8 protein-coding genes and 1 tRNA gene are annotated in these 24,879 nt (G+C 49.1%); 6 read left to right on the top strand and 3 right to left on the bottom strand.

What is annotated here, in order from left to right; genetic code table 11:
- The 4 genes from ACXAER_RS14935 to smrA all read left to right on the top strand — a co-directional run.
- Positions 1 to 16,264, top strand: a 16,264-nt coding sequence (locus ACXAER_RS14935) for a beta strand repeat-containing protein (RefSeq protein WP_474830459.1), incomplete at its 5' end; no start/stop codon positions are given.
- Between the two features lie 192 nt (positions 16,265 to 16,456).
- A tRNA-Arg gene (locus tag ACXAER_RS14930) sits at positions 16,457 to 16,531 on the top strand.
- 132 nt (positions 16,532 to 16,663) lie between these two features.
- Complete coding sequence (locus ACXAER_RS14925; protein ID WP_461851407.1) at positions 16,664 to 16,789, top strand: hypothetical protein; 126 nt, start codon at positions 16,664 to 16,666, stop codon at positions 16,787 to 16,789.
- A gap of 159 nt (positions 16,790 to 16,948) precedes the next feature.
- On the top strand, positions 16,949 to 17,536 hold the full coding sequence (gene smrA, locus ACXAER_RS14920; protein ID WP_474830456.1) for a DNA endonuclease SmrA: 588 nt from the start codon (positions 16,949 to 16,951) through the stop codon (positions 17,534 to 17,536).
- A gap of 127 nt (positions 17,537 to 17,663) precedes the next feature.
- Here smrA and ACXAER_RS14915 read toward each other — a convergent pair whose 3' ends face one another.
- Together ACXAER_RS14915 and purL are read right to left on the bottom strand one after the other, a co-directional pair.
- The gene (locus ACXAER_RS14915) at positions 17,664 to 17,804 is read right to left on the bottom strand and encodes a hypothetical protein (RefSeq protein WP_012517588.1); all 141 of its coding nucleotides are present in this window, start codon (positions 17,802 to 17,804) and stop codon (positions 17,664 to 17,666) included.
- Between the two features lie 257 nt (positions 17,805 to 18,061).
- Positions 18,062 to 21,949, bottom strand: a complete 3,888-nt coding sequence (gene purL / locus ACXAER_RS14910; protein ID WP_474830454.1) for a phosphoribosylformylglycinamidine synthase — start codon at positions 21,947 to 21,949, stop codon at positions 18,062 to 18,064.
- Positions 21,950 to 22,125: 176 nt separating this feature from the next.
- On the opposite strand from purL, the gene mltF reads away from it, so the two are divergent.
- Entirely contained in the window at positions 22,126 to 23,529 is a 1,404-nt protein-coding gene (mltF, locus tag ACXAER_RS14905) for a membrane-bound lytic murein transglycosylase MltF (protein WP_474830451.1), read from the top strand.
- Between the two features lie 250 nt (positions 23,530 to 23,779).
- On the top strand, positions 23,780 to 23,935 hold the full coding sequence (locus ACXAER_RS14900) for a hypothetical protein (RefSeq protein ID WP_474830449.1): 156 nt from the start codon (positions 23,780 to 23,782) through the stop codon (positions 23,933 to 23,935).
- A 117-nt stretch (positions 23,936 to 24,052) separates the two neighbouring features.
- On the opposite strand, the gene tadA is transcribed toward ACXAER_RS14900, so the two are convergent.
- Positions 24,053 to 24,592: a tRNA adenosine(34) deaminase TadA gene (gene tadA, locus ACXAER_RS14895; protein WP_474830597.1), complete on the bottom strand. Its 540-nt coding sequence runs from the start codon at positions 24,590 to 24,592 to the stop codon at positions 24,053 to 24,055.
- Positions 24,593 to 24,879: the final 287 nt, after the last annotated feature.

Raw genomic sequence — 24,879 nt, 5'->3', positions numbered from 1 at the left:
CGTGCCTGCCGAATTGGCGGAAGGCGAGTTTACCGTTAACGCCAGCGTTACTGATGAAGCTGGCAATACAGCAACCGCTGATACCACAGGTGAAATTGATACCACCGCCCCAACAATCACCATTAATGCGCCAGGTTCTGATAACGACACCACGCCTACTCTTTCAGGTACCACTGATGCCGCACCGGGCAGTACAGTTACGTTAACCGTTACCGATAGCGCGGGCAACACGCAAACAGTAACTGCCATTGTGCAGGCTGACGGCACCTATAGCGTTGATGTGCCCGCTGAATTGGCCGAAGGTGAATTTACCGTTAACGCCAGCGTGACTGATGAGGCTGGCAATACAGCAACCGCTGATACCACAGGGGAAATTGATACTACAGCGCCATCAATTACAATCGACGCTATAGCTACTGACAATGACACCACACCTACCCTTACAGGTACCACTGATGCCGCCCCTGGCAGCACAGTAACATTAACCATCACCGACAGCGCGGGCGTTACGCAAACCGTGACTGCCATTGTGCAGGCTGACGGCACTTACAGCGCTGACGTACCGGCTGAATTGGCGGAAGGTGAATTTACGGTCAATGCTAGCGTGACTGATGAGGCTGGCAATACAGCAACCGCTGATACCACAGGGGAAATTGATACTACTGCGCCATCAATTACTATTGACGCGATAGCGACTGACAACGACACCACGCCTACCCTTACAGGTACCACTGATGCCGCTCCTGGCAGCACGGTTACGTTAACCATTACCGATAGCGCAGGTAACACACAAACTGTAACCGCCATTGTGCAGGCTGACGGCACATACACTGCAGACGTACTGGCTGAACTAGCTGAAGGTGAATTTACGGTTAACGCAAGCGTTACCGACGAAGCGGGCAATACGGCAAGTGCTGACGCTCAGGGTGCTATCGACGTGACGGCCCCAACCATCGCATTAAACGACCCAGGAATAAATGGCGATGCTACACCCACACTTTCGGGATTAACAGATGCCGTGCCCGGAAGCACGATAACCCTTACCGTTACCGATAGTGCTGGCGTTACTCAAACCTTTACCACTACTGTGCTTGCCGATGGTACCTTTACCGTTGAAGTTCCAAATGCGGTGGCTGAGGGTACATACAGCGTAACTGCCGAGGTGACAGATGGTGCGGGCAACACCGCACAAGCAACAGCAAGCGGCGATTACGATTCTACGAGTCCTTCGACGACCGTAAATCAACCTGCGCCAACGAACGATACTACGCCAAACGTTTCTGGTGAAACCGATGCCCCTCCAGGCAGTGAAGTCGTCATTGTTGTTACAGATAGCGAGGGTAACGAGCAAACAATCGTTACTACAGTGGGCGCTGACGGCACATTCAACGAAGATGTGCCAGCGGAGCTTAGCGAAGGTGAGTACACGGTAGATGTTACTGTAACAACACCAGCAGGCAACAGTTCTACCACAACAGTGACTGGCGAAATTGACACCACGGCGCCGATAATCAATCTTGATCCTCTTGGCTCAACCAATGATGACACGCCGGTGATAAATGGCGACACCGACGCAGAACCGGGTGCGATAGTCACGTTAGAAATTGTGCATTCAGACGGCACTACGCAAACCATAACTGCAACAGTGCAAGAAGACGGTAGCTTCAGCGCTGAAGTCCCGCAAGCGCTCGCAAATGGCGACTTCACGGTAACCGCTACTGTGTCTGATGTGGCGGGCAATACCGCTTCAACCTCCATCGATGCGGTTATTAATACCCAAGGCCCTAATGTTGTTATTGAAACCGGCTCTCCTACCAACGGTAGTGAAGGCATAGGGGGTTCATCAGACGCCCCTAATTCAGAGGTTGTGGTTGTTATCACCGATAGCGACGGCAACAGCCAGACAATAACGGGGACAACCGATGAGAATGGCAACTTCAATGTAGCATTCCCTCCTGGCTCTGAAGAGGGCGAATACGAGATTGAAGTGACGGTGACAGACGAAAATGGCAATAGCTCTACCGCCACGGCCACTACTGTACTTGATACCACCCCACCAATTGTGAATATCGACCCGCAAACGGATACTAACGACACAACACCGACTATCTCAGGTAATACAGATTTACCCGCAGGTAGCGAGGTCGTTATTACTGTCACTGATAGTCAGGGTAATACGCAGACCTTTACCGCCGTTGTTGATGAAAATGGTAATTTCAGCGCCGATGTCGAAGACGCGCTAGCAGAGGGCAACTATGAGGTTTCTGTCGAAGCAACTGATGCAGCGGGTAATACAACTACAGCTGTCGACAACAGTGGCAACATAGACACTACCGCACCAGCGCTTTCTTTAGACCCACAAACTGACGGCAGCGACACCACGCCAACAATTTCTGGCTCTACCGATTTACCACCTGGTTCAACAGTAACCATTGCGGTGACCGACAGCGCGGGCAACACACAAACTATCGATGCCATCGTTGATGAGAACGGTGATTTTAGCGTCGACGTGCAAACGCCGCTGACTGAGGGTGAATATACTGTAGAGGCCAGTGCTACAGACGAGGCAGGCAACACAACGACAGTCATTGAAAATGGCGGTAACATTGATACGCAAGCCCCCACCATTTCACTAGAGCCACTTGGCACAGGTAACGACACGACACCGTCAATTAGCGGTTCTACAAACTTGGAAGCGGGCAGCACGGTCACACTTACCGTTACCGATAGTGCTGGAAACAGCCAAACCTTTACTGCCACAGTAGACGCGAACGGCGAATTTAGCGCAGACGTGCCTGCTGAACTCGCTGACGGCAACTACACTGTTGAAGCAACAGCCACCGATGCTGCGGGAAATAGTGCTTCAACGTCACAGACTGGCACAGTGGACAGCAATGCGCCAAGCTTAACCCTTGACCCACTGGGTGATGACAACGACACCACGCCTACTATCTCAGGTACTACCGATTTACCCGCTGGCAGCACTGTTACACTCTCTGTTACCGATGCGCTTGGCAATACGCAAACATTTACGGCAACGGTAGATGGTTCTGGTAATTTCAGTGCCGATGTGCCCAATCCATTAGCTGAAGGTGAATATAGCGTAACGGCTACAGCGACCGACGCCAACGGCAATACTGCAACGGCAACGGAAACTGGCGGTAATATCGATATTACATCGCCGCTGGTTAATCTAGATGCTCAAGGCAGTACTAATGATAATACGCCAACCATCTCAGGTAACACAGACCAGGCACCGGGTAGCAGTGTATCAATCACGGTTACAGACAGTGCAGGCAATACGCAAACCTTTGATGCTATCGTCGAAAATGACGGTACTTTCTCTGTTGACGTGCCGGCAGAGCTTGCCGACGGCAACTTTACCGTTACCGCGACGGTCACTGACGATGCGGGCAACCAAGACTCTGCATCGACACAGGGCAATATTGATACCGCGGCACCAACGCTATCGCTTGACCCACAAGACATTGGCAACGACACCACGCCACTTATTAGTGGCACGACAGATTTGCCACAAGGTAGCACGGTAACACTCGTCGTCACTGATAGCCTAGGTAATCAGCAAACCATTGAAGCCGTTGTAGATGAAAACGGAAACTTTAGCGCTGAAGTACCTAGCGCATTAGCAGAAGGTAACTACTCCGTTACAGCAACCGCTGTCGATGAAAATGGTAATACCGCTAGCGTGACAGAAAACGGCGGTATTGTAGATACAACCGCACCATCGCTTTCCCTCGACGCTGTGGGTTCTGGCAACGATTCCACACCCACTTTATCGGGCAGTACTGATCTGCCTGAAGGAAGTGTTGTTTCGCTAACAGTCGTAGATAGCGCAGGTAACACGCAAACCATCAACACCTTAGTCGATGCTAACGGTAATTTCTCTGTTGACGTACCTCAAGAACTGGCTGATGGAGACTATACGGTTACTGCCACGGCAGAAGACGAAGCAGGCAATGACGTTACAGACAACGCAACGGGTAACATTAATACTAATGCACCCACGTTAGTGCTAGATGGGCAAGGCGAGACGAATGACAGCACGCCCGTTATTTCAGGTACCACCAGCTTACCTGAAGGAAGTACGGTTACCTTAACCGTAACGGATAGCGCAGGGATCACGCAAACGATTACCGCGACAGTAGGCACTGACGGAACATTTAGTGCAGAAGTAACCACTCCACTCGCTGATGGCGCTTACACCGTTACCGCCAGCGCAACTGACGGCGATGGCAATACGACAACAGTAACCGACAATGGCGGCGTTGTAGATACCACCGCGCCTACGCTTACCCTAGAAAATCCTGGCAGCACGGGTGACACCACACCTACACTTTCAGGCACCACTGACCTTCCTGAAGGAAGCACGGTTACGCTTGTCATTACAGATAGCGCTGGAAACACGCAAACTATCAATGCCTTGGTCGATGCAAATGGTAGCTTCAGTGTAGATGTGCCAAACGCACTAGCTGACGGCGACTTTACTGTGACTGCGACTGCAACCGACAGTGCAGGCAATACCGCGAATGCCAATACAACAGGTAGTGTAGATAGCGAAGCGCCGCTGTTAACCCTTGATACACAAGTCGCTACCAGCGATGTTACCCCAACTATCACAGGTACTACCGACGTGGCACCTGGCACACTGGTTACCATTACTGTGGTAGATGCCAATGGTAACTCGCAAAGTTTCCAAGCAGCCGTGCAAGCAGACGGCACATTCAGTGCCGATGTGCCTAGCGCCTTGGCTGAAGGCGACTTTACCGTTACGGCAACAGTAAGCGATGCACAAGGCAACACCGCGACGGCAAACGAAACAAACGGAAGTATTGATACACAAGCGCCTATTGTTACCGTTAACCCGTTAGATTCAGGTAATGACACTACGCCGGTTATTTCAGGTAATACAGATTTACCTGAAGGTGCTGTCGTTGTGATCAACGTAACTGACAGCAATGGCGACACGCAAACCATTAACGCATTGGTTGATGCTGACGGCAACTTTGCAACAGAGGTATTGTCTCCACTACCTGAAGGAGACTACAGCGTCGAAGTTACTGCAACAGATGATGCAGGTAATTCAACAACCGCAACTGAGGACGGTGGCAATATTGACACCACCGCCCCTGTACTTACGCTAAATCCGCAGGGCACAGGCAACGATGAAACGCCTAACATATCGGGCAGCACTGATTTAGCGCCGGGAAGCACAGTCACGTTAACCGTCACAGATAGCGCGGGCAATACACAAACCTTTGACGCCATTGTGGACGCGAATGGTGACTTCAGCGCGGATGTTCCAAACGCTATACCGGATGGTAGCTACACGGTAACAGCAAGTGCCTCAGACGATGCAGGTAATACAACCACCACTTCTGATACCGGTACGTTAGATACCAGCGCCCCTGCGTTGACATTAGATGCGCAAGTTACGGTTAGCGATACTACACCAACCATTTCAGGTACGACTGACCTACCCGCGGGTTCAACCGTGACACTTTCCGTCACTGACAGTGCAGGCAACACCCAAACCTTTACTGCACTTGTTGATGCAAGCGGTAACTTTAGTGCTGATGTCCCCGCGCCTCTTGCCGAAGGTGATTACTCAGTAACCGCTACCGCTACAGACAGCAACGGAAATAGTGCCTCTGTCACCGACAATAACGGTATCGTCGATACCGTCCCCCCCGTTATTTCACTAGATGCGCTGGGTTCAAATAACGATACTACGCCTACCATTTCAGGCTCTACGGACTTAGCAGCAGGTGAGAGCGTAACGCTGTCGATCACCGACAGCGCTGGCAATACACAAACTGTGACCGCAACGGTTGATGCAAACGGCAACTTTACTGTGGATGTACCAGCTGCACTGGCCGAAGGTGACTATACGGTTACTGCAACGGCCACCGACGATGCTGGTAACAGTGCGTCAGCCAATGCAACAGGCACCATAGACACCACTGCGCCTACCCTAACCTTAGACGCCCAAGGTTTAGGCAATGATACAACGCCAACCATTTCGGGAAGTACAGATCTAGCAGAAGGTAGCGTGGTCTCCTTAGTTATCACAGATAGCGCGGGCAACATTCAAACAATTACAGCAACAGTTGATGCTGCAGGAAACTTTACGGTTGATGTGCCCGAGGACCTTGCTGAAGGCTCATACAGTGTTGAAGCTACCGCCACTGATGACGCAGGCAACAGCACGTCGGTTCTTGATAATTCAGGTGTTATCGACATCACGCCACCTGAGCTAACCCTTGACGAATTAACGCCAGAGAATAACCTTACGCCAACTATTTCCGGCACCACAAACCTTCCAGCTGGCGCCATTGTCACACTAACGGTGGTCGACAGTGCGGGTAACACGCAAACCTTTGCCGCAACGGTACAAACCGACGGCAGTTTTGCCGCCAACGTACCTTCACCACTAGCTGAAGGTGACTATACGGTTACCGCAACCGCTCAAGACGCGGCAGGTAACCAAGGTTCTGATTCTGAAACGGGTGGCAGCGTAGATACCACAGCGCCTATTATCACTCTGGATCCGCTTGGCACAGGAAACGATAACACACCAACTATTAGCGGTAGCACAGATTTGGATGCAGGCAGCACGGTGACTATTACAGTGACTGATAGCGCTGGCACTGTGCAGACGTTTACTGCAACGGTTGATGGTAACGGCGACTTCAGTGCAGATGTGCCTAATCCTATGGCAGACGGAAACTTCGACGTTACTGCAACGGCGACTGATGCTGCAGGCAATACTGCTACAGATACAGTGAGCGGCGACATAAACTCTGCCGCGCCTACCCTATCCCTTGATCCTCTTGGTTCGGGCAACGACACGACGCCGACCATTTCAGGTAATACCGACTTAGCGCCAGGTAGCACTGTAACGCTAACTGTGACTGACAGTGCTGGAAACACACAAACATTCAGTGCCGTAGTGCAAGGTGATGGAAGCTTTACGGCTGATGTTCCTGCAAGCTTACCTGAAGGTGACTATTCGGTTACTGCCACCGCCACAGACGGCGCTGGCAACAGTGCATCGGTAACCGAAAATGGCGGTAACATCGATACAACAGCCCCATCGATAACCATCGATACACAAGGGCTTGGCAATGATGCAACGCCGTCTATCTCTGGCACCACAGACCTCAATGCTGGCGACACAGTTAGCATAAGCGTGACAGACAACGCTGGAAATACCCAAACATTCACTGCAACCGTTCAAAACGATGGTACTTACAGTGCTGATGTTCCTGCCGATTTAGCTGAAGGCAGTTTCAGTGTGACTGTCACTGCGACTGACGATGCGGGTAATTCAGCAACGGCAATAGATAACAACGGAGTCATAGATACAGCAGCCCCCACCATAACGTTAGACGCACAAGGCCTAACCAACGACGCTACACCGACTATATCGGGAACCACCGACTTGGCTGCGGGCAACACTGTAAGCATTAGCGTGACTGACAGCCAAGGCAATACGCAAACTTTCGCTGCCACCGTTCAAGCGAACGGCAGCTTTAGCGCTGATGTGCCCCTTGACCTTGCAGAAGGCGATTACACCGTAGAAGTGACGGCGACTGATGATGCAGGTAATCAAAACACAGCGGTTGATAACAACGGTACAGTTGACACCACTCCACCTGTTATCAACATAGATCCAGTGGCCAGCGGCAATGACGCAACGCCAATTTTGAGCGGTACTACCGACTTGCCAGAGGGAGCAACAATTACACTGGTTGTCACCGATGCAGGCGGTAATGTACAGAACCTTACCGCTACGGTAAACGCGGATGGCACTTTCTCAGTTGAAGTACCCAGCGCGCTTGTTGATGGCGATTACGATGTAACAGCCAGTGCGAGCGACGCTGCGGGCAATAGCACGACTGTGTCGGATAGCGGCAATATTAATGCCAGCGCTCCGGAAATTACCCTAGATGCCCTTGGCCAGACAAACGACGCTACGCCTCTTATTTCAGGTACAACTAACGCGCCAGTTGGTGCCACCGTCACTTTAACAGTGACAGATAGTGCTGGAGCAGTTCAAACCTTTACCGCACCAGTACAAGGAGATGGCACCTTCAGCGCAAGCGTACCGTCAGACCTGGCCGAAGGTAGCTACACAGTTGTCGCAGAAGTGACTGACGGAGCCGGAAATACAGGCTCTGACTCTGAAACTGGCGGTGTGGTAGATACCACATCACCGGCTATTGATGTGGCAGATCCGGGTGTAGGCAATGATGCAACACCGACCATTAGCGGAACGACAGACCAGCCAGCCGGAAGCACGGTTTCAATTACCGTCACCGATAACGCTGGCAATATACAAACCTTATCAGCAACCGTGCAAAGCGACGGCTCTTTTAGCGTAGACGTTCCCACCACTTTGGCTGAGGGTAACTACACAGTTCAGGCTACCGTTGTTGATGAAGCTGGCAATACAGCGTCCGACGCTGAAACCGGCTTAATCGACACAATTTCACCTGTTATTACGCTGGACGAGCCAGGCACAGTTAGTGACTCAACCCCAACCATAAGCGGTACTGTAGATTTACCGCAAGGTTCTACAGTGCAAATAACTGTTGTTGATAGTGCGGGTAATACACAGGTGTTCTCTGCATTGGTTGGCGCGGGCGGCGTATTCTCTGCCGATGTACCAGCGGCGATGGCTGAAGGAAACTTCACTGTTTCAGCAACCGCCACCGATGAAGCAAACAACAGTACAACCGATAACGAAGCAGGCGTAGTTGATACTCTAGTACCTACACTTACTATAGATGTTGCCGATACCACTAACGACGCGACGCCACTCATTACCGGTACAACCGATGAACCTGCGGGCGCTGTGGTCACTATTTTGGTAACGGATAGCGCTGGTGCGACCCAGACCTTAAGCGCAGTGGTACAGGCTGATGGTTCTTTCTCTATCTCCCCAGGTACGGATTTAGCTGAAGGCGACTTCACGGTAAGCGCTACCATCAGTGATGAGGCAGGTAATACAGCAACAGCGAGTGATGCTGGAAACATAGACATTACAGCACCATCACTAACATTAACGCCACTTGAGGAAGGCAATGACACAACGCCTACCCTATCTGGTAGCACAAACCTTGCGCAGGGTAGTGAAGTTACGCTTGTGGTAACTGACAGCGCAGGAAATGTTCAAACCCTCACAGCTACAGTTGATGTAAATGGAAACTTTACAGTGGATGTGCCTGCGCCTTTAGCGGAAGGTGCATACAGTGTTGAAGCCACGGCGAGTGATGATGCGGGTAATAGCACTACCGTCGTAGACAACACAGGTGTTATTGATACGACAGCCCCTACTCTATCGTTAGATACACTAGCCCCAGACAGTGACACAACACCTACAATATCAGGGAATACTGACCTGCCTGCAGGCGCGACAGTAACGATTACTGTGACGGATAACTCAGGTGTAAGCCAAACCTTCGATGCAACCGTTCAGGGAGACGGCAGTTTCTCGGCCGATGTGCCAAGCCCCATGGCTGAAGGAGGGTATACCGTTACCGCCGTTGCCCAAGACCCAGCAGGCAATGAGACTACCGCCACTGAAACAAACGGTAGCGTAGACACTACCGCGCCGACGATCAACTTAGATGCACAAGGCACAGGTAATGATACTACGCCAACGATCACCGGTAGCACCGATTTAAGCCCAGGTAGTTCAGTGACCATAACCGTCACCGACAGCACAGGAGCAGAACAGACATTTACGGCTATTGTCGATAGCCTTGGTAATTTCAGCGCCGACGTGCCCAATGCAATGGCAGACGGAAACTTCGATGTTACTGCTACCGCCACTGATGCTGCTGGAAACTCGGCGTCTGATACTACCAGCGGCAATATCAATACAGCCGTGCCAAACCTAACCTTGGACTCGCTTGGTACAGGAAACGACACAACACCGACCATTTCCGGTACTACAGATATTGCACCAGGCAGCACCGTATCCATCAGCGTTACCGATAGTGCAGGAAACACCCAAACATTTGACGCCATTGTTCAAGCTAATGGCACCTTCTCTGTAGATGTGCCAGCAGCCTTATCTGAAGGTAATTATTCAGTCACCGCAAGTGCAACAGATGGCGCGGGTAATACGGCAACCGCAAACGAAAATGGCGGTGTTATCGATACTACTGCGCCAGCTGCGCCTTCTGTTGATGCAGGCAATGGTACCGAAATTACCGGCACAGCCGAAGCAGGCGCTGTCGTAAACGTAGACGTTGACGGTGATGGCACACCTGATTTCACAGTGATTGCTGATGGCGATGGTAACTGGTCAGTAACACCCACTACACCGCTAGCGGATGGCGTGGTTGTCACGGCAACAGCAACCGATGAAGCTGGCAATACGAGTAGTCCAGCGTCTGATACGGTAGACGCTGTTGCGCCAATCGTTGCCTTTAACGACCTAACGACTAACGATACCACGCCTGCACTTACCGGTTCGGTGGACGACCCAACCGCCATCGTGGTCGTTACCATTAACGGTACAGACTATACCGCGACAAACAATGGTGATGGCAGCTGGATACTGGCTAACGATATCGTTGCCGTGCTGGCTGAAGGTAGCTATACCGCTACGGTTACTGCTACTGATGCCGATGGTAACACCGGAACTAACTCTGGTACTGTGGTGATTGATACCACTGCTCCAGCAGCGCCTACCGTCGATGCAGGTAACGGCACTGAAATTACGGGTACTGCGGAAGCAGGGGCAACTATAAATGTGGACGTGGATGGCGACGGCACGCCAGACTTTACCGTCATCGCAGATGGCGATGGAAATTGGTCAGTAACACCCACTACACCACTGGCCGATGGCGTGGTTGTTACGGCAACGGCGGTTGATGAAGCTGGCAATGGCAGCGCACCAGCGTCAGATACAGTAGATGCTGTTGCGCCAGTCGTTGCAATCAATGACTTAACCACTAATGACGCTACACCAGAGCTAACCGGTACGGTTGACGATCCAAACGCTATCGTAGTAGTGACCATTGATGGTGTGGACTACACCGCAACTAACAATGGTGATGGAAGCTGGACCCTGGCTGACGATGCAGTGGCTGCACTTGCAGATGGTAGCTATACCGCTACCGTTACTGCCACGGATGCCGACGGCAATGTGGGCTCAAATTCAGGAACGGTAGTGATTGATACTACACCACCTGCCATACCTACTGTGGATGCGGGCAACGGCACAGAAATTACCGGTACCGCTGAAGCAGGCGCAACCGTAAATGTGGACGTGGATGGCGACGGCACGCCTGATTTCACCGTCATCGCTGATGGCGACGGTAATTGGAGCATTACGCCTGATACACCGCTTGCCGATGGCGTAATTGTGACCGTAACGGCAACTGACGCAGCGGGTAACATTAGCAACCCAGCCTCAGACACGGTTGACGCGGCTGCGCCAGTGGTTGCCTTTAACGATTTAACAACGAACGATACAACGCCGGCACTTACTGGTTCGGTTGACGACCCAACAGCCACGGTGGTTGTTACCATCAATGGAGCCGACTATACCGCCACCAATAACGGTGATGGCACGTGGACACTGGCTGACGATGCGGTGGCGGCACTTGCTGAAGGTAGCTATACCGCAACGGTTACTGCAACCGACCCAGAAGGTAATGTGGGTACGAATACTGGTACAGTGGTTATTGATACCACAGCACCAGCTGCGCCTACCGTTGAAGCGGGCAACGGCACTGAAATTACCGGCACAGCCGAAGCGGGCGCAACGGTAAATGTGGATGTAGACGGAGACGGCACGCCAGATTTCACCGTGATCGCTGATGGCGACGGCAATTGGAGCGTAACGCCAGATACACCATTAGCAGATGGAGTTGTAGTAACGGCAACGGCTACTGATGAAGCGGGCAACACCAGTGGGCCGGCATCTGACACGGTAGACGCCGTGGCACCTGTCGTAACCATCAATGATGTAACGACCAACGACACTACGCCTGCACTAACGGGTACGGTTGATGACCCAACGGCTACTGTAGTAGTCACCATTGACGGCAATGATTACACCGCTACCAACAATGGTGACGGCACATGGACGCTGGCCGATAATATCGTTGCCCTGCTTGCTGAAGGCAATTACACGGCTGTGGTTACCGCCACAGATGCGGTAAGCAATGTTGCAACTGACACTGGTACAGTCGTTATCGATACCACTATTGATGAAAACAATAATGGTCAAACAGTAACGTTCGACAGTATCTCAAACGACTCTGGCGTGTCTGACGACTTTATTACTAGCGATAGCACACTTATCTTTAATGGTACGGTGGATCTTGGTGATAATACTACCCTAACCGTTACCGTTGACGGTACGTCCTATGCTTTTGGCACCGATCCTGAACTTACCATTGATGGCAGCGGCAACTGGAGCCTGGATTTAACAGGCACACCGCTACCAGCAGGTACCTACGCGGTGGTGGCAACAGTCACCGACGACGCCGGCAACTCGGCAAGCACAGCAAGTCAGAATGTTATCGTACAGGCTCTCGATGCTATAAACGACGGTAACACCGTTGATATGGGCGAACCTGTGGTTACTGTAAATCCACCGGAAACCACCAGCGACGTGCAGGTGATAGGCTTAGCAGAGTCTACAGGAGGCGTTGATGCAAGCGCTTCCTTTACTGTTTCCCCTAACCATGTAGGTGAAGTGCTAGTAGAGGTTGACCAAATAGCACTGGTGGCTGTTGCCGATGCCTACATAGTCGAGGTGTATGACGAGAGCGGTCAGCTTGTTTACCAAGGAGTAAGCGCAGATTCACAACTTGCCGATGTCGGTGGATTAGACATTTTTGATGTTACCGGAGACGAGACCATTTCGTTCACGTTAGCAGGCCTTGATGCTGGCAACTACAGTGTGGTGGTCCGCAATGATGAGAACTTACTTGAAGACTTGTTAGACAACGACAACAGTAACGATGTTGACCTTGATGAGCTTGGTACAGCTGGCGTTGTACTTGGGCCAGACAATCAGGCGGTAGTTCTTGATACTATTGAAGCAACGTTAAATACCGGCGTTTTAGGTATTCCACTTGGTACGGTTGGCACCCAGGTAAGGGGAGTACTAGAGACACTTCTGGATACGACTACAGTCATCGGCGCAGGACAGCTTGTTAATTTACTTACCGCGCCTCTTGATTCAATTGGTTTAACTGGCTTCCTTGATGACATTCTAAGTGTCATTGCCGATGCATTGCTCAGCAATACATTAACCCTATTGCAAGACACCGATATCACCACCACATTAACCGAATACACCTATACAGGTGATTTGGTAGCCCAAGGCAACCTAATCGACGGTGATATTAGCGGCGTGGGTGCTGACACCATTTTAGACGGTGCGCAAGTGACGCTTGTTACCAACGCCTCTGGTGATAGCGTTGCTGTGCCTGCTACCGGTACCGTTACTATTCAAGGTAATTATGGCGTACTAGAAATTGCTGCAGACGGTACGTACACCTATACCGCCGATGTCGACCGCAGCGCAATTGGGCAAGATGAAGTGTTTAACTATACCTTATCAGATGGCGAAACCTCTGATATTGCGGCGCTTACCATCACTATATCTGGCAGCGACTTCCCGCCAGTAGTAGCCCAAACCGATAACAATGACATGGAGTTGGGCGCACAAACGGCCATTGTGAATGCGCCCGTTAGCGACAGTGACTTCCAAGTGCTTGGCTTAACCGAAGGCTCACCAGCAGCAGGCTCGCCAGAGGCTAGCACAACACTTACCGTTGGTGCTGGTTTCTTCGGCGAAGTGGTTGTAGAAGTTAGCCAAACCGCCTTAGTCGCCGTCGCTGATGCGTATCGTGTTGATATTATAGATGCCGATGGCAACGTGGTCGCCTCAGCTATGACGCCGGACAATCCGTTAATAGGTGATGTAGCTGGCGTAAACCTGATTGGAGTAACCGGTGACGATACACTAGTTGCGAAATTCTCTGGGCTACCTGCCGGAGATTACACCGTGGTTGTGCGCAATGATGAAAGTGCACTTGAGACACTATTCGATCAGAATAGCGATGGCTCGATTACGCTAACGGAGTTAGGTGATGGCGGAGTAGTTCTGGGTGAAGAGAACCAAGAGGTGGTGCTAACTGCTGTTGAGGACACACTAAATGGCACTAACGCGAGTATATTAAACGGGCTAGGTTTAGGTACGGTTGTGCGAAACCTTGTGCTTGAGCCAGCCTTAAGCACCGCAGACGCTATTGGCGCCGGCGATTTAGTGAGTACCATTACCACGGGACTTAATCTATTAGGGTTAGGTGCACTGGTAGATACCGTATTAGATGCTGTTGCAGCGGCACTGCTAAGCAATACACTTACCTTGCTTCAGTCTACCGATATAACTTCAACACTAACGGAGTATCAGTTTGAAGGTAGCACGACAACATCAGGTAATGTTATTGATGCCGCTAATACGGGCGATGTAGCCGATAGCATTGCCGAGGGCGGGGTAGTGACGCAAGTTAGCCATACCAATGGTGAGTCGGTGACTGTATTGGGCACTGGGCTATCGGGCATTACTATTGAAGGTGACTATGGCGACCTCACCATATTTGAAGACGGTAGCTACACCTATGTAGCCAACGGCGTGCGCGACGGCTTAGGCAGTACGGATAGTTTCAGCTATACCATTTCAGATGGCACCAATACGTCTACTGCAAACTTGAACTTCAATCTATCAGGGCAAGGCGTATCCGCAGACTCGGCACGTGCTGAATTGACCTATGATTTTGTTACAGACGCTGGTCTTGATGAACCTGGGGCACTATCTCACACTTATTTAGCAAGTATTTTTGGTGGCAGCTTTAGTGATACCAGCAGTACATTTGCTGTCGCTACAAATACAACTCAAGATATTACGTTAAACGTTGATAATGGCAGTTTGCTGTCACTGGTTTCAAGCCTTACTGTTACCGTAGAGAAGTTTGAAAACGGTGCATGGGAAGCGTACAGAGTGTTCCCTAATGGCGAGCTAGTTAGCTTATTAGGCATTGATGGCGATACCGTGCTTACCGTCAACGGATTAACTGAAGGTTTGTACCGTCTGTCGATGAGCGGTACAACTGGCGTTGGCGTAGCCGGAAGTATTAGTGTAGACCTGTCTTCTACCATCAACTATCTTGACCAGTTTGAAGTTAGCGGCGTACAAACCGCCACGGGCAACCTATTCGAAAACGATGTACTGTTTGGCCCAACATACGACGTAACGGTATCTACCGATGGAACTAACTTCCAAGACGCTTCAGGCGGCATTACGTTAGTGGGAGATTTCGGCACGCTACAAATTGACGAAACTGGCGCATACACTTATACCCCGGATAACACGCAAGCCGTGTTTGGTGGGACCTTAACGGATACCTTTACTTATCGTATCGAATATCCAGACGGTACTGTCGAACAGGCAGAGTTCAACGTGTTTGTAACAGCATCGGGTGAAGGTGTGCCTGAAGTCGTGACGACCACTTCATCTGAGTCTGTAAGTGCGTCAGATAGCAGCGGCACCGTTGTTACTGACGAGCCTACAGCACCTGATGTCATTGATCTAACAGGGCAAACGCTTCAAACAGTCGACCTGAATGCTGAAACTCGATTGGTAACGCCAGAAAACGAGGCGACTGCGCCGCTTATGAGCTCTGAGCCTGTCGAGAACATTGAACCTATAGAGACTACGCCAGACGTCATAACGCTTCCTGAAGAAGAGGTGAGCTCACTTGGAACAAATGTAGGCGATAGCTTTGGTGGAGGAGACACTATTGACTTGTCTGGCACTAAGATTGATACGGTTGATATTGGCGGCCCTATACCCACCGCGCCGGACCAGGGTACAAGCCCGCTTTCACCTGAGGCTTCGACGCCTGAAAGCACTCTGCCTGTCGACACCATCGCGCTACCAGAAGAAGGCGATATAGTCTCTGGGGGTCCGGTGACAGAGGTAACTGTTGACGTCGTCGATATTGATCTTCCGCCAGAAGAGTTGATTCTACCGTCAACAGAGCCTACTTCAGTCGATTCAAATAGTGAGGGCGCATCTCCTGATGCTAGTGGCGAACTCGTAGGCGATACGTCTAAAGAAGGTAGCGCTGATGTGACAACAGCTTCTCCGACAGAGTCTGAAGTACTGAAGACAGCGATAGATAAACTTCCACCAACGGATATCTAGTTAACTCATGAAGTCAGTCTTAAGCCCTCGTATTTAACGGGGGCTTTTTTATTGTGTGCCTAGTATCACAAGATATTTAACAAGACATTTTAGCCGCATAAGCGCAGCGTGATAAAACACTACACCTTGTTGATTAATCAAAGGGTTTCGTATTTTCTGGAACTACGTATAATAAAGTTTCCTATGCATTAGGTCCCCATAGTTTAATGGATAAAACAAGGCCCTCCTAAGGCTTAGATGTTGGTTCGATTCCAGCTGGGGACGCCATTTTAGCTGGCTTAAGCCCAAAATAGAGTAAACCTTCCTATACATTTCACTCCCCTATCATTATGTTTATTTCTTCTACTTTGGTTGTAATTTAATCGAATTGCGCAATACTCTTCTAAACAGGAGAGCACAATGACTTTCGATTCATCCCCCCAAGAAGAAACTGGCGATGATGTTGAAACACCGAGTGATTCAACATTTACCGAAGAGGAATGGTTTGCCATAGAGGCATTATCTGAGCCCGGTGCCATCTACTAACCGATGAAATTTCAAAATTAATCCCCACTTTTGTAGCCGTTGCCTGTTTTAAGCGTCGTCTTCCTGCGCGTTTAGCTTTCCAATAAGTACACTTCGCATAGACCATCAGGCAAAAAATAACGTATAAATAATGATGTAGTAGTTAATACGGGGAATAGTATGAGCCATTTTGAAAACGACGATATCGATTCGTTTTTTGCTGAAATGCAAGATGTAAAACCAATCGCTTCAGATGATAAGGCTGTATTACACGACCCTGAAAAGGCACTCGCCGAAAAGCAAAAAAGAGCAGCTTTGAAGGTAAGTGTTCGCGACAAGCTTGCTAACCCGTTAAGCATGGAAGGTGTGAAGCCGGTACCGCCTGATGATTTTATACATTTCCAGCAGCCAGGCATACAAGACGGTGTGTTTAAAAAACTGCGTCTTGGCAAATATCCGTTGGAAACCAATGTCACATTATCAGGAAAAAGCTTAGAACAAAGCCGCGACCTAATTTATAGCACCATTAAATCAAGCCACGAACGTGGGGTTCGCGCCCTGCTCATAAAACACGGAACGGGTGAAAAAAGTAAGCCATTTCCTGCGCTGAAAAAAAGCTACGTAAATCATTGGCTACGTGAACTTGATGAGGTGATTGCCTATCATACAGCACAGCCTATGCATGGCGGGTTTGGCGCCACCTATGTGTTGCTGAAAAAGCACCCTCAGCAAAAACTAATAAACAGAGAAAAAAATAAGAAAGGATAAAGTGAGAGACAAGTTTTGCGGACCACGGTAGAGCATTGGGTTCGTCTCGTTTTAAGCATTTTAATAGCCCCAATGATTAACGCCCGTAGCAGATACCTGCTACGGGCGTTAGAATTTTTCTTTCAGACTACTTAACTGAAGACAGCACACTTAGCGTTGTTGGAGCTTCGGCAGACTTCGCAGATGTGCTAAAAACAGCAGTTACGAACATCAGCACTACAGCTACAGCCACTCCGGTTAAGCCAAACCCTTTTGAAGAACGATTCATTGGTCGTCTCTTATTATTAAAACCAGTAAGCAATTGCTAAACACTGGTACAACCCTAACTCAACTCCTGTAACCTAATAGCATTCCTTGCTTGCACTACAATAGATCAGTGACAAACTGATGACAAGAGCAAAAACCAGATTTTTGACACTTTGACAAAGGTTTGACACCTATTTAAGGTATGCGCATTTATTAAACAGTATTTTTATAGAAAATAAACAGGGGTTTCCCCCTGTTTATCAAGGTCACACTGTAATATTAACCAACATACTTACGGGCGTTTCTAAAGATACGCATCCACGCACCGTCTTCTTGCCAATCGTCTGGGCACCATGAGTTTGCAACGGCTCTAAATACACGCTCAGGGTGAGGCATCATAATAGTGCTGCGCCCATCTACAGACGTTAAACCAGTAATACCTTGCGGTGAACCGTTCGGGTTTGCCGGGTACTGCATAGTTGGCTTGCCATAGTTGTCTACATAACGCATGGCGACCTGACCGCTAACCTGCGATAGCGCGTTTTCATTTGCGAACTCAGCCTGACCTTCCCCGTGCGACACAGCAATCGGCATACGCGAGCCTGCCATACCATCTAGCAGCACAGATTTAGATTCCATCACTTCAACCATTGCGACGCGAGCTTCAAAACGCGCTGACTGGTTAGAAACAAAGTGCGGCCAGTGTTCAGTGCCAGGAATTAATGATTTTAGGTTCGATAGCATCTGACAACCGTTACATACACCTAAACTGAAGGTGTCGTTGCGGTTAAAGAAGCCTTCGAACTGATCCCGCGCCATGCTATTAAACAATATAGATTTCGCCCAACCTTCACCTGCGCCTAATACGTCGCCGTAAGAGAAACCGCCACAAGCAGCAAGACCCGCAAACTGTTCAAGGGTAATGCGCCCCGCTAGAACGTCGCTCATGTGTACGTCGATAGCATCAAATCCTGCACGGGTAAATGCTGCCGCCATTTCTAGATGTGAATTAACGCCCTGCTCTCTTAATATCGCTACCTTTGGCTTAACGCCTTTGGCAATATATGGCGCTGCAACGTCTTCGTTTACATCATATGACAACGCAACGTGCAAACCAGGATCGGCAGCATCTTGCTTCGCAGCGTGTTCTTGTTCAGCACACTCTGGGTTATCACGAAGCTTTTGCATTTCAAACGTAGTTTGCGCCCAAGTCGTACGCATTGATACACGGCTATCCGCAAGTACAGCTACACCGTCTCGGTTAAACTCAATCATATCTGTGCTATTTAATGTACCGATATCGTGAGTCAACTCAGTTAAATCGAACTTAGCCAGTACAGCGTTAACTGCGTCTAGGTCGCTTTCAAGCACTTGAATAACACCGCCCAATTCTTCATTGAACAAGACAGCGATATCGTTGCCTTTAAGGCTATCAAGGTTAATGCTTACACCTGTTTTACCGGCAAAGGCCATTTCTGCCACTGTCGTAAATAGGCCGCCGTCTGAACGGTCATGGTAAGCGTGCACCAAACCTTTTTCGATAAGCGTTTGCATAGCGTCAAAAAAGCCTTTAAGGCGGGTAGCAGAAACCACATCTGCTGGGCTATCACCAAGCTGTGTATAAACTTGCGCTAAACAGCTAGCGCCCAAGCGATTTTTACCTTCACCCAAATCGAGTAGCAACAAGCGACTTGCACCTTTATCAGTGCGTAGCTGAGGCGTTAGGGTTTTGCGAATATCTTTTACTGCACCAAAAGCAGAAATAACCAGTGATAGCGGAGAAGTCACCGCTTTATCTTCACCGTTTTCATTCCATGCGGTTTTCATCGACATAGAGTCTTTACCTACAGGAATGGTTAAACCTAGCTCTGGGCACAGCTCCTCACCCACGGCTTTCACAGCTTCATAAAGGCCTGCGTCTTCACCTGGGTGTCCAGCAGCTGCCATCCAGTTCGCAGACAGTTTAATACGTTTAATATCACCAATGTTTGCTGCGGCAATGTTGGTTAGTGCTTCCCCCACTGCAAGACGGGCAGACGCACCGTGTGATAACAATGCAACTGGTGTACGCTCACCCATTGTCATTGCTTCACCATGGTAGGTATCAAACGCTGTTGCGGTTACTGCTACGTCGGCCACTGGTACTTGCCATGGGCCTACCATTTGATCGCGACTTACAAGGCCGGTAACCGAGCGATCGCCTATAGTGATAAGAAATGTTTTCTCTGCCACAGTAGGTAATGACAGAATACGCGTCGCTGCATCACTTAGAGTAATGCCTGCGTCGTTTAATGCTGGTGAGCTTACCTTGGTTGAGCTCACGTCGCGATGCATTTTAGGCGGCTTGCCTAAAAGTACATCTAGCGGCATATCAATAGGTTTGTTCTCAAACTGACTGTCATTTAGATTTAGATGCTGCTCAGCAGTCGCTTCACCCACTACCGCAAATGGCGCGCGTTCGCGGGCGCAAATCGCTTCGAATACCGGCATATTTTCCGGTGCCACAGACATAACATAACGTTCTTGCGATTCGTTACACCAAAGCTCCAGCGGTGTCATACCAGGCTCATCAGACAGCACTTTTCTAAGCTCAAAGTTACCACCACGACCACCGTCGTTAACTAGCTCAGGCAACGCGTTTGAGAGACCACCAGCGCCCACGTCGTGGATAAACTGAATAGGGTTGTCGTCCCCTAACTGCCAACATGCATCAATCACTTCCTGACAGCGACGCTCCATTTCAGGGTTGTCACGCTGCACTGAAGCAAAATCTAAATCTTCGTTTGACTGACCAGATGCCATTGACGATGCGGCACCGCCGCCAAGACCAATATTCATTGCTGGGCCACCAAGAACAATAAGCTTAGCGCCTACCGTGATTTCGCCTTTTTCAATATGGTCACGGCGGATATTGCCTAAACCACCGGCTAGCATGATAGGTTTGTGATAGCCTCTCACCTCTACGCCGTTAAAACTATTAACTTCTTGCTCGTACGTACGGAAGTAACCAAGTAGCGCTGGACGACCAAATTCGTTGTTAAACGCAGCACCACCTAGTGGGCCTTCAAGCATAATATCGAGAGCGCTCACGATGCGCTGTGGCTTGCCGTATTCGGCTTCCCATGGCTGCTCGGCACCAGGAATACGTAAATTAGATACGGTAAAACCAACCAAACCCGCTTTAGGTTTTGAGCCACGACCTGTAGCACCTTCATCACGAATTTCACCGCCAGAGCCTGTTGCAGCTCCTGGGAACGGTGAAATTGCCGTTGGGTGGTTATGGGTTTCTACCTTCATCAAAATATCGATGTTCTCATGATGGTATTCGTATTGATGTGACTGAGGGTTCGGGAAGAAACGGCCAGCTTGCCATCCTTCCATTACCGCTGCGTTGTCTTTGTAAGCTGAGTAAACGTGATCAGGTAATAACTCGTAAGTGTTTTTGATCATTTTGAACAGAGACTTTTCTTGTTCTTCGCCGTCAATGGTCCAGCTTGCGTTAAAAATCTTATGGCGACAGTGTTCAGAGTTTGCTTGCGCAAACATATAAAGTTCAACGTCAGTCGGGTTTCTGCCTAGCTTGGTAAAGCTATCAAACAGGTAATCAATCTCATCATCAGCTAATGCCAGGCCTAACGACACATTTGCATTAACTAGCGCGTCTTTGCCTTCGCCTAATACATCTACACTGGTAAAAGTATTGGCTTCGGTCTGTGCAAACAGTACCGCCGCGTCGTCAGTGTTAGTGAAAACCGATTCGGTCATTCTGTCGTGTAAGAAGCTAGCAATAAGCGCAAAATCATCATCGCTCAACGCATTTTCTATTTCTATATAAAACGCACAACCACGTTCTATGCGGTTGATATTTTTTAGACTACAGTTGTGAGCGATGTCGGTGGCTTTAGAAGACCAAGGAGAGATAGTGCCAGGGCGAGGAGTAATAAGGAAGAGGGTTCCAGAAGGTGTTTGTGCTTGCCTCGCGGGGCCGTAAGTGAGCAGCTTCTCGAGTATTTCTATTTGCTGCTTAGACAAGTCACCTTGGGAATCGACTAGGTGAACATATTCGCTATATAGGTTTTTAACCCTAACGCCGGATTGACCCAGCTTTGCAATCAGTTTAGTTTGGTTAAACTCTGATAGTGCAGGAGCGCCTCGAAGGACCAACATATTGATTTACCTGGTTTGTTAGAAACAACGACCACCAATGCGACGCGTTGCCTCTTGGATTGATGAGTATTTCGGCGCGGATTATAGAGCAATTATGCACAGTAAGTAACCTCATAACGCGCTTACATGAACTTTTTTTTAAACTTAGACGGTTTAATAACAACAAGTAAAGGTCTATGCAGTCACAAGGCTATAAAAAACGATTAAAACTCCAGCTAATAATCATTTTATCTATTGCTGTCATGAGCTGTGGCGTTCCTTCCGTTCCCACTGCCCTTTCCTCATTATTAGAACGGGAAACCATCCGCGTAGGAACCGTGTACGGTGCAGGAACTTTTTATAATGGCGCTGAAGGACCCCAAGGGTTTGAGTATGAGCTGCTGGCAGGGTTCGCTGATTACCTTGGCGTGACCCTCGATTTGTACCCTTTTTACAGCTATGAAGTCATGCTCGAACAATTAGAAGAAGGTAACCTAGACATTGTCGCCACGGGCGATGCGGTGACACCTTCACTAAAAAACCGCTTTACGTATGGCCCTGCTTATCAACATGTCAAACAGCAGCTTGTATTTCAAGCAGGCACATCTAGACCTAGAGACCTTTTAGACCTCGATTCCCCTATAATTGCAGTAGCAGAAAGCAGCCAAGCTCACTTACTTTCTGATCTTTTAAACGATTTAGGTGACGCAGCAACTGATACTGAAAAAGTAGCGATAAAAACCGAGTTAGTTACCACCGAAGATTCAGATTCTGAAGAACTGTTGCAACAGGTTGCTAATGGTGACATTGCTTATACGGTGGCCGACAGCAATCGCCTAGCGTTACAACGTAGACGCTACCCTAACCTCGCCGTAGCCAAAACGCTTAACGAAGATATGCCGATGGCATGGGCCCTTCCTTTAGATCAAGACGATTCAGTCAAAGCAGCGCTCATTGAGTATTTTGGTACAGTGCATCAGTCAGGCTGGTTTACGGTGTTAGAAGACAAGTACTTTGGACATATTCGCCAGTTCGATTACGTAGACAGTCGCGCATTTAACTACGCAGCTGAAAGTGCATTAGCTCAATATAAACCGTTATTCCAACAATATGCCGGTGATTTAGACTGGCGACTACTTGCCGCAATGAGCTACCAAGAAAGCCACTGGGACAGTAATGCTATTTCAAGAACCGGGGTTCGCGGCCTAATGATGTTGACACTTGATACAGCAAGTGATTGGGATGTGGATGACAGAACCAATCCAGAGCAAAGTATTCGCGGGGGCTCACGTTATTTTGCCAGTTTGCTAAGCCGCATACCTGCACGAATCAGCGAGCCAGATAGAACCTGGATGGCTATGGCATCGTATAATATTGGTATGGGGCACTTGGAAGATGCAAGGGTGCTTACCGAGCAACAAGGGGGGAACCCTGATTTGTGGGTAGATGTTAAACGACGCTTGCCACAGCTTAGGCAAAAAAAGTATTACCGTACCACCCGCTATGGCTACGCGAGAGGTGATGAGGCTTTGCAATACGTAGAAAATATTCGCCGCTACTACGACAGCCTAGTCTGGTTAGATGAACAAGGAAAAATTTAATCTCGTTCGTTTTGCTTCTCTCTTGAAAACTGTCATTTCGGTGTCATCTTTACTCTGTACTCTTTCGACGAGTTAGTGATTAACTAACTCGCTTTCTCAGAACCTTAATTTTTCTAAAAGATTATTAACTCTAAAAGAACAGTGACTCTCGGAAAATGAGCGCTTAGTTCAAACAACAGAGCATTTTTCTTAATGGGAAGAATGGTCATAACGAGGGGAAAAATAGCCTCGCTGTGAGAAAGGAGAATAAATGAAAAAAAATCGCTTTATTAAAAAAGGAATAAAATTGAAAAACAACAACAGACGCAGACTTATGCTTAAACGTTGTCACCAGAAAGTACTTCAACGTCGTAAGCTATTTGTAACGAGCGACATGTTTACTCAGTTGACTCGCAAGCCTAGCTAGAATACTTCTAAGCTGGTCGCTTTTATTGATAGGCATCAATATATTGAGAACTCTCTTTGCAACCCAGCAAACCAAATAGGCGAATAAACCCCCCCCTTCAAGCCAGCAAAATAAACACTAGCTTGAAGCATCCCCCTCTAGATGTTTTTTCGCCTTTTTGGCTGCCTTAATCTCTTTTCTACGCTTGCGAAAAAAATCTGACAATTTGTTAGCACACTCGTCTGCTAGCACATTAGAAACAATCTCAACCTGATGATTTAGCGCAGGATGTTGTAATAGATTCATAACCGAACCCGCAGCACCTGTTTTCGCATCTTTAGCACCAAACACCACCCGCTTTACTCGTGCATGCACAAGCATACCTGCACACATAGAGCAGGGCTCTAAAGTAACATACAAGGTAGCGTCAATAAGCCGGTAGTTTCGCACTTTAGAAGCGGCATCTTTAACGGCGCGCAACTCTGCATGGGCAGACGGGTCGTTATCCGATATTGGCGTATTGTAGCCTTCTCCGATAAGCTCACCGTTTAATACTACGCAGGCACCTACCGGCACTTCCCCTATGGATTCTGCTTTGTCCGCCAGGGTTAATGCATGCTTCATCCACTTCACGTCTTCTTGAGTAACTGTTTCATTAATAAGACTTTGCTGGCTAATGCTCTCTTTAAGTGGGTCCTCTTTGCCTCGGTTCTCTTTAATTGCGTTCTCGTTGGGGATGCTTTCTTTTGAAAGGCGTACTTTCGCAAGCTCGTCTGCAGCGGTTAGCACTTTAGGCTCTAACGTTTGTGCTGCGACATGTTCGGTGTTTTGCTCCAGAGCCTGTGTTTTTTCAGTGTCGATCTTTGATGCCGGATGGTCGCTATTTTGGTCACTCATTAGTCAATTTAGCTACTTTATTTAGTGAAATTAGTTAACAACAATTCTGCATAAACCTAGGTAAACAT

This window comes from Alteromonas sp. AWJ4_199 (assembly GCF_056159165.1).
This window is presented reverse-complemented; position numbering and strand designations above follow the sequence as displayed.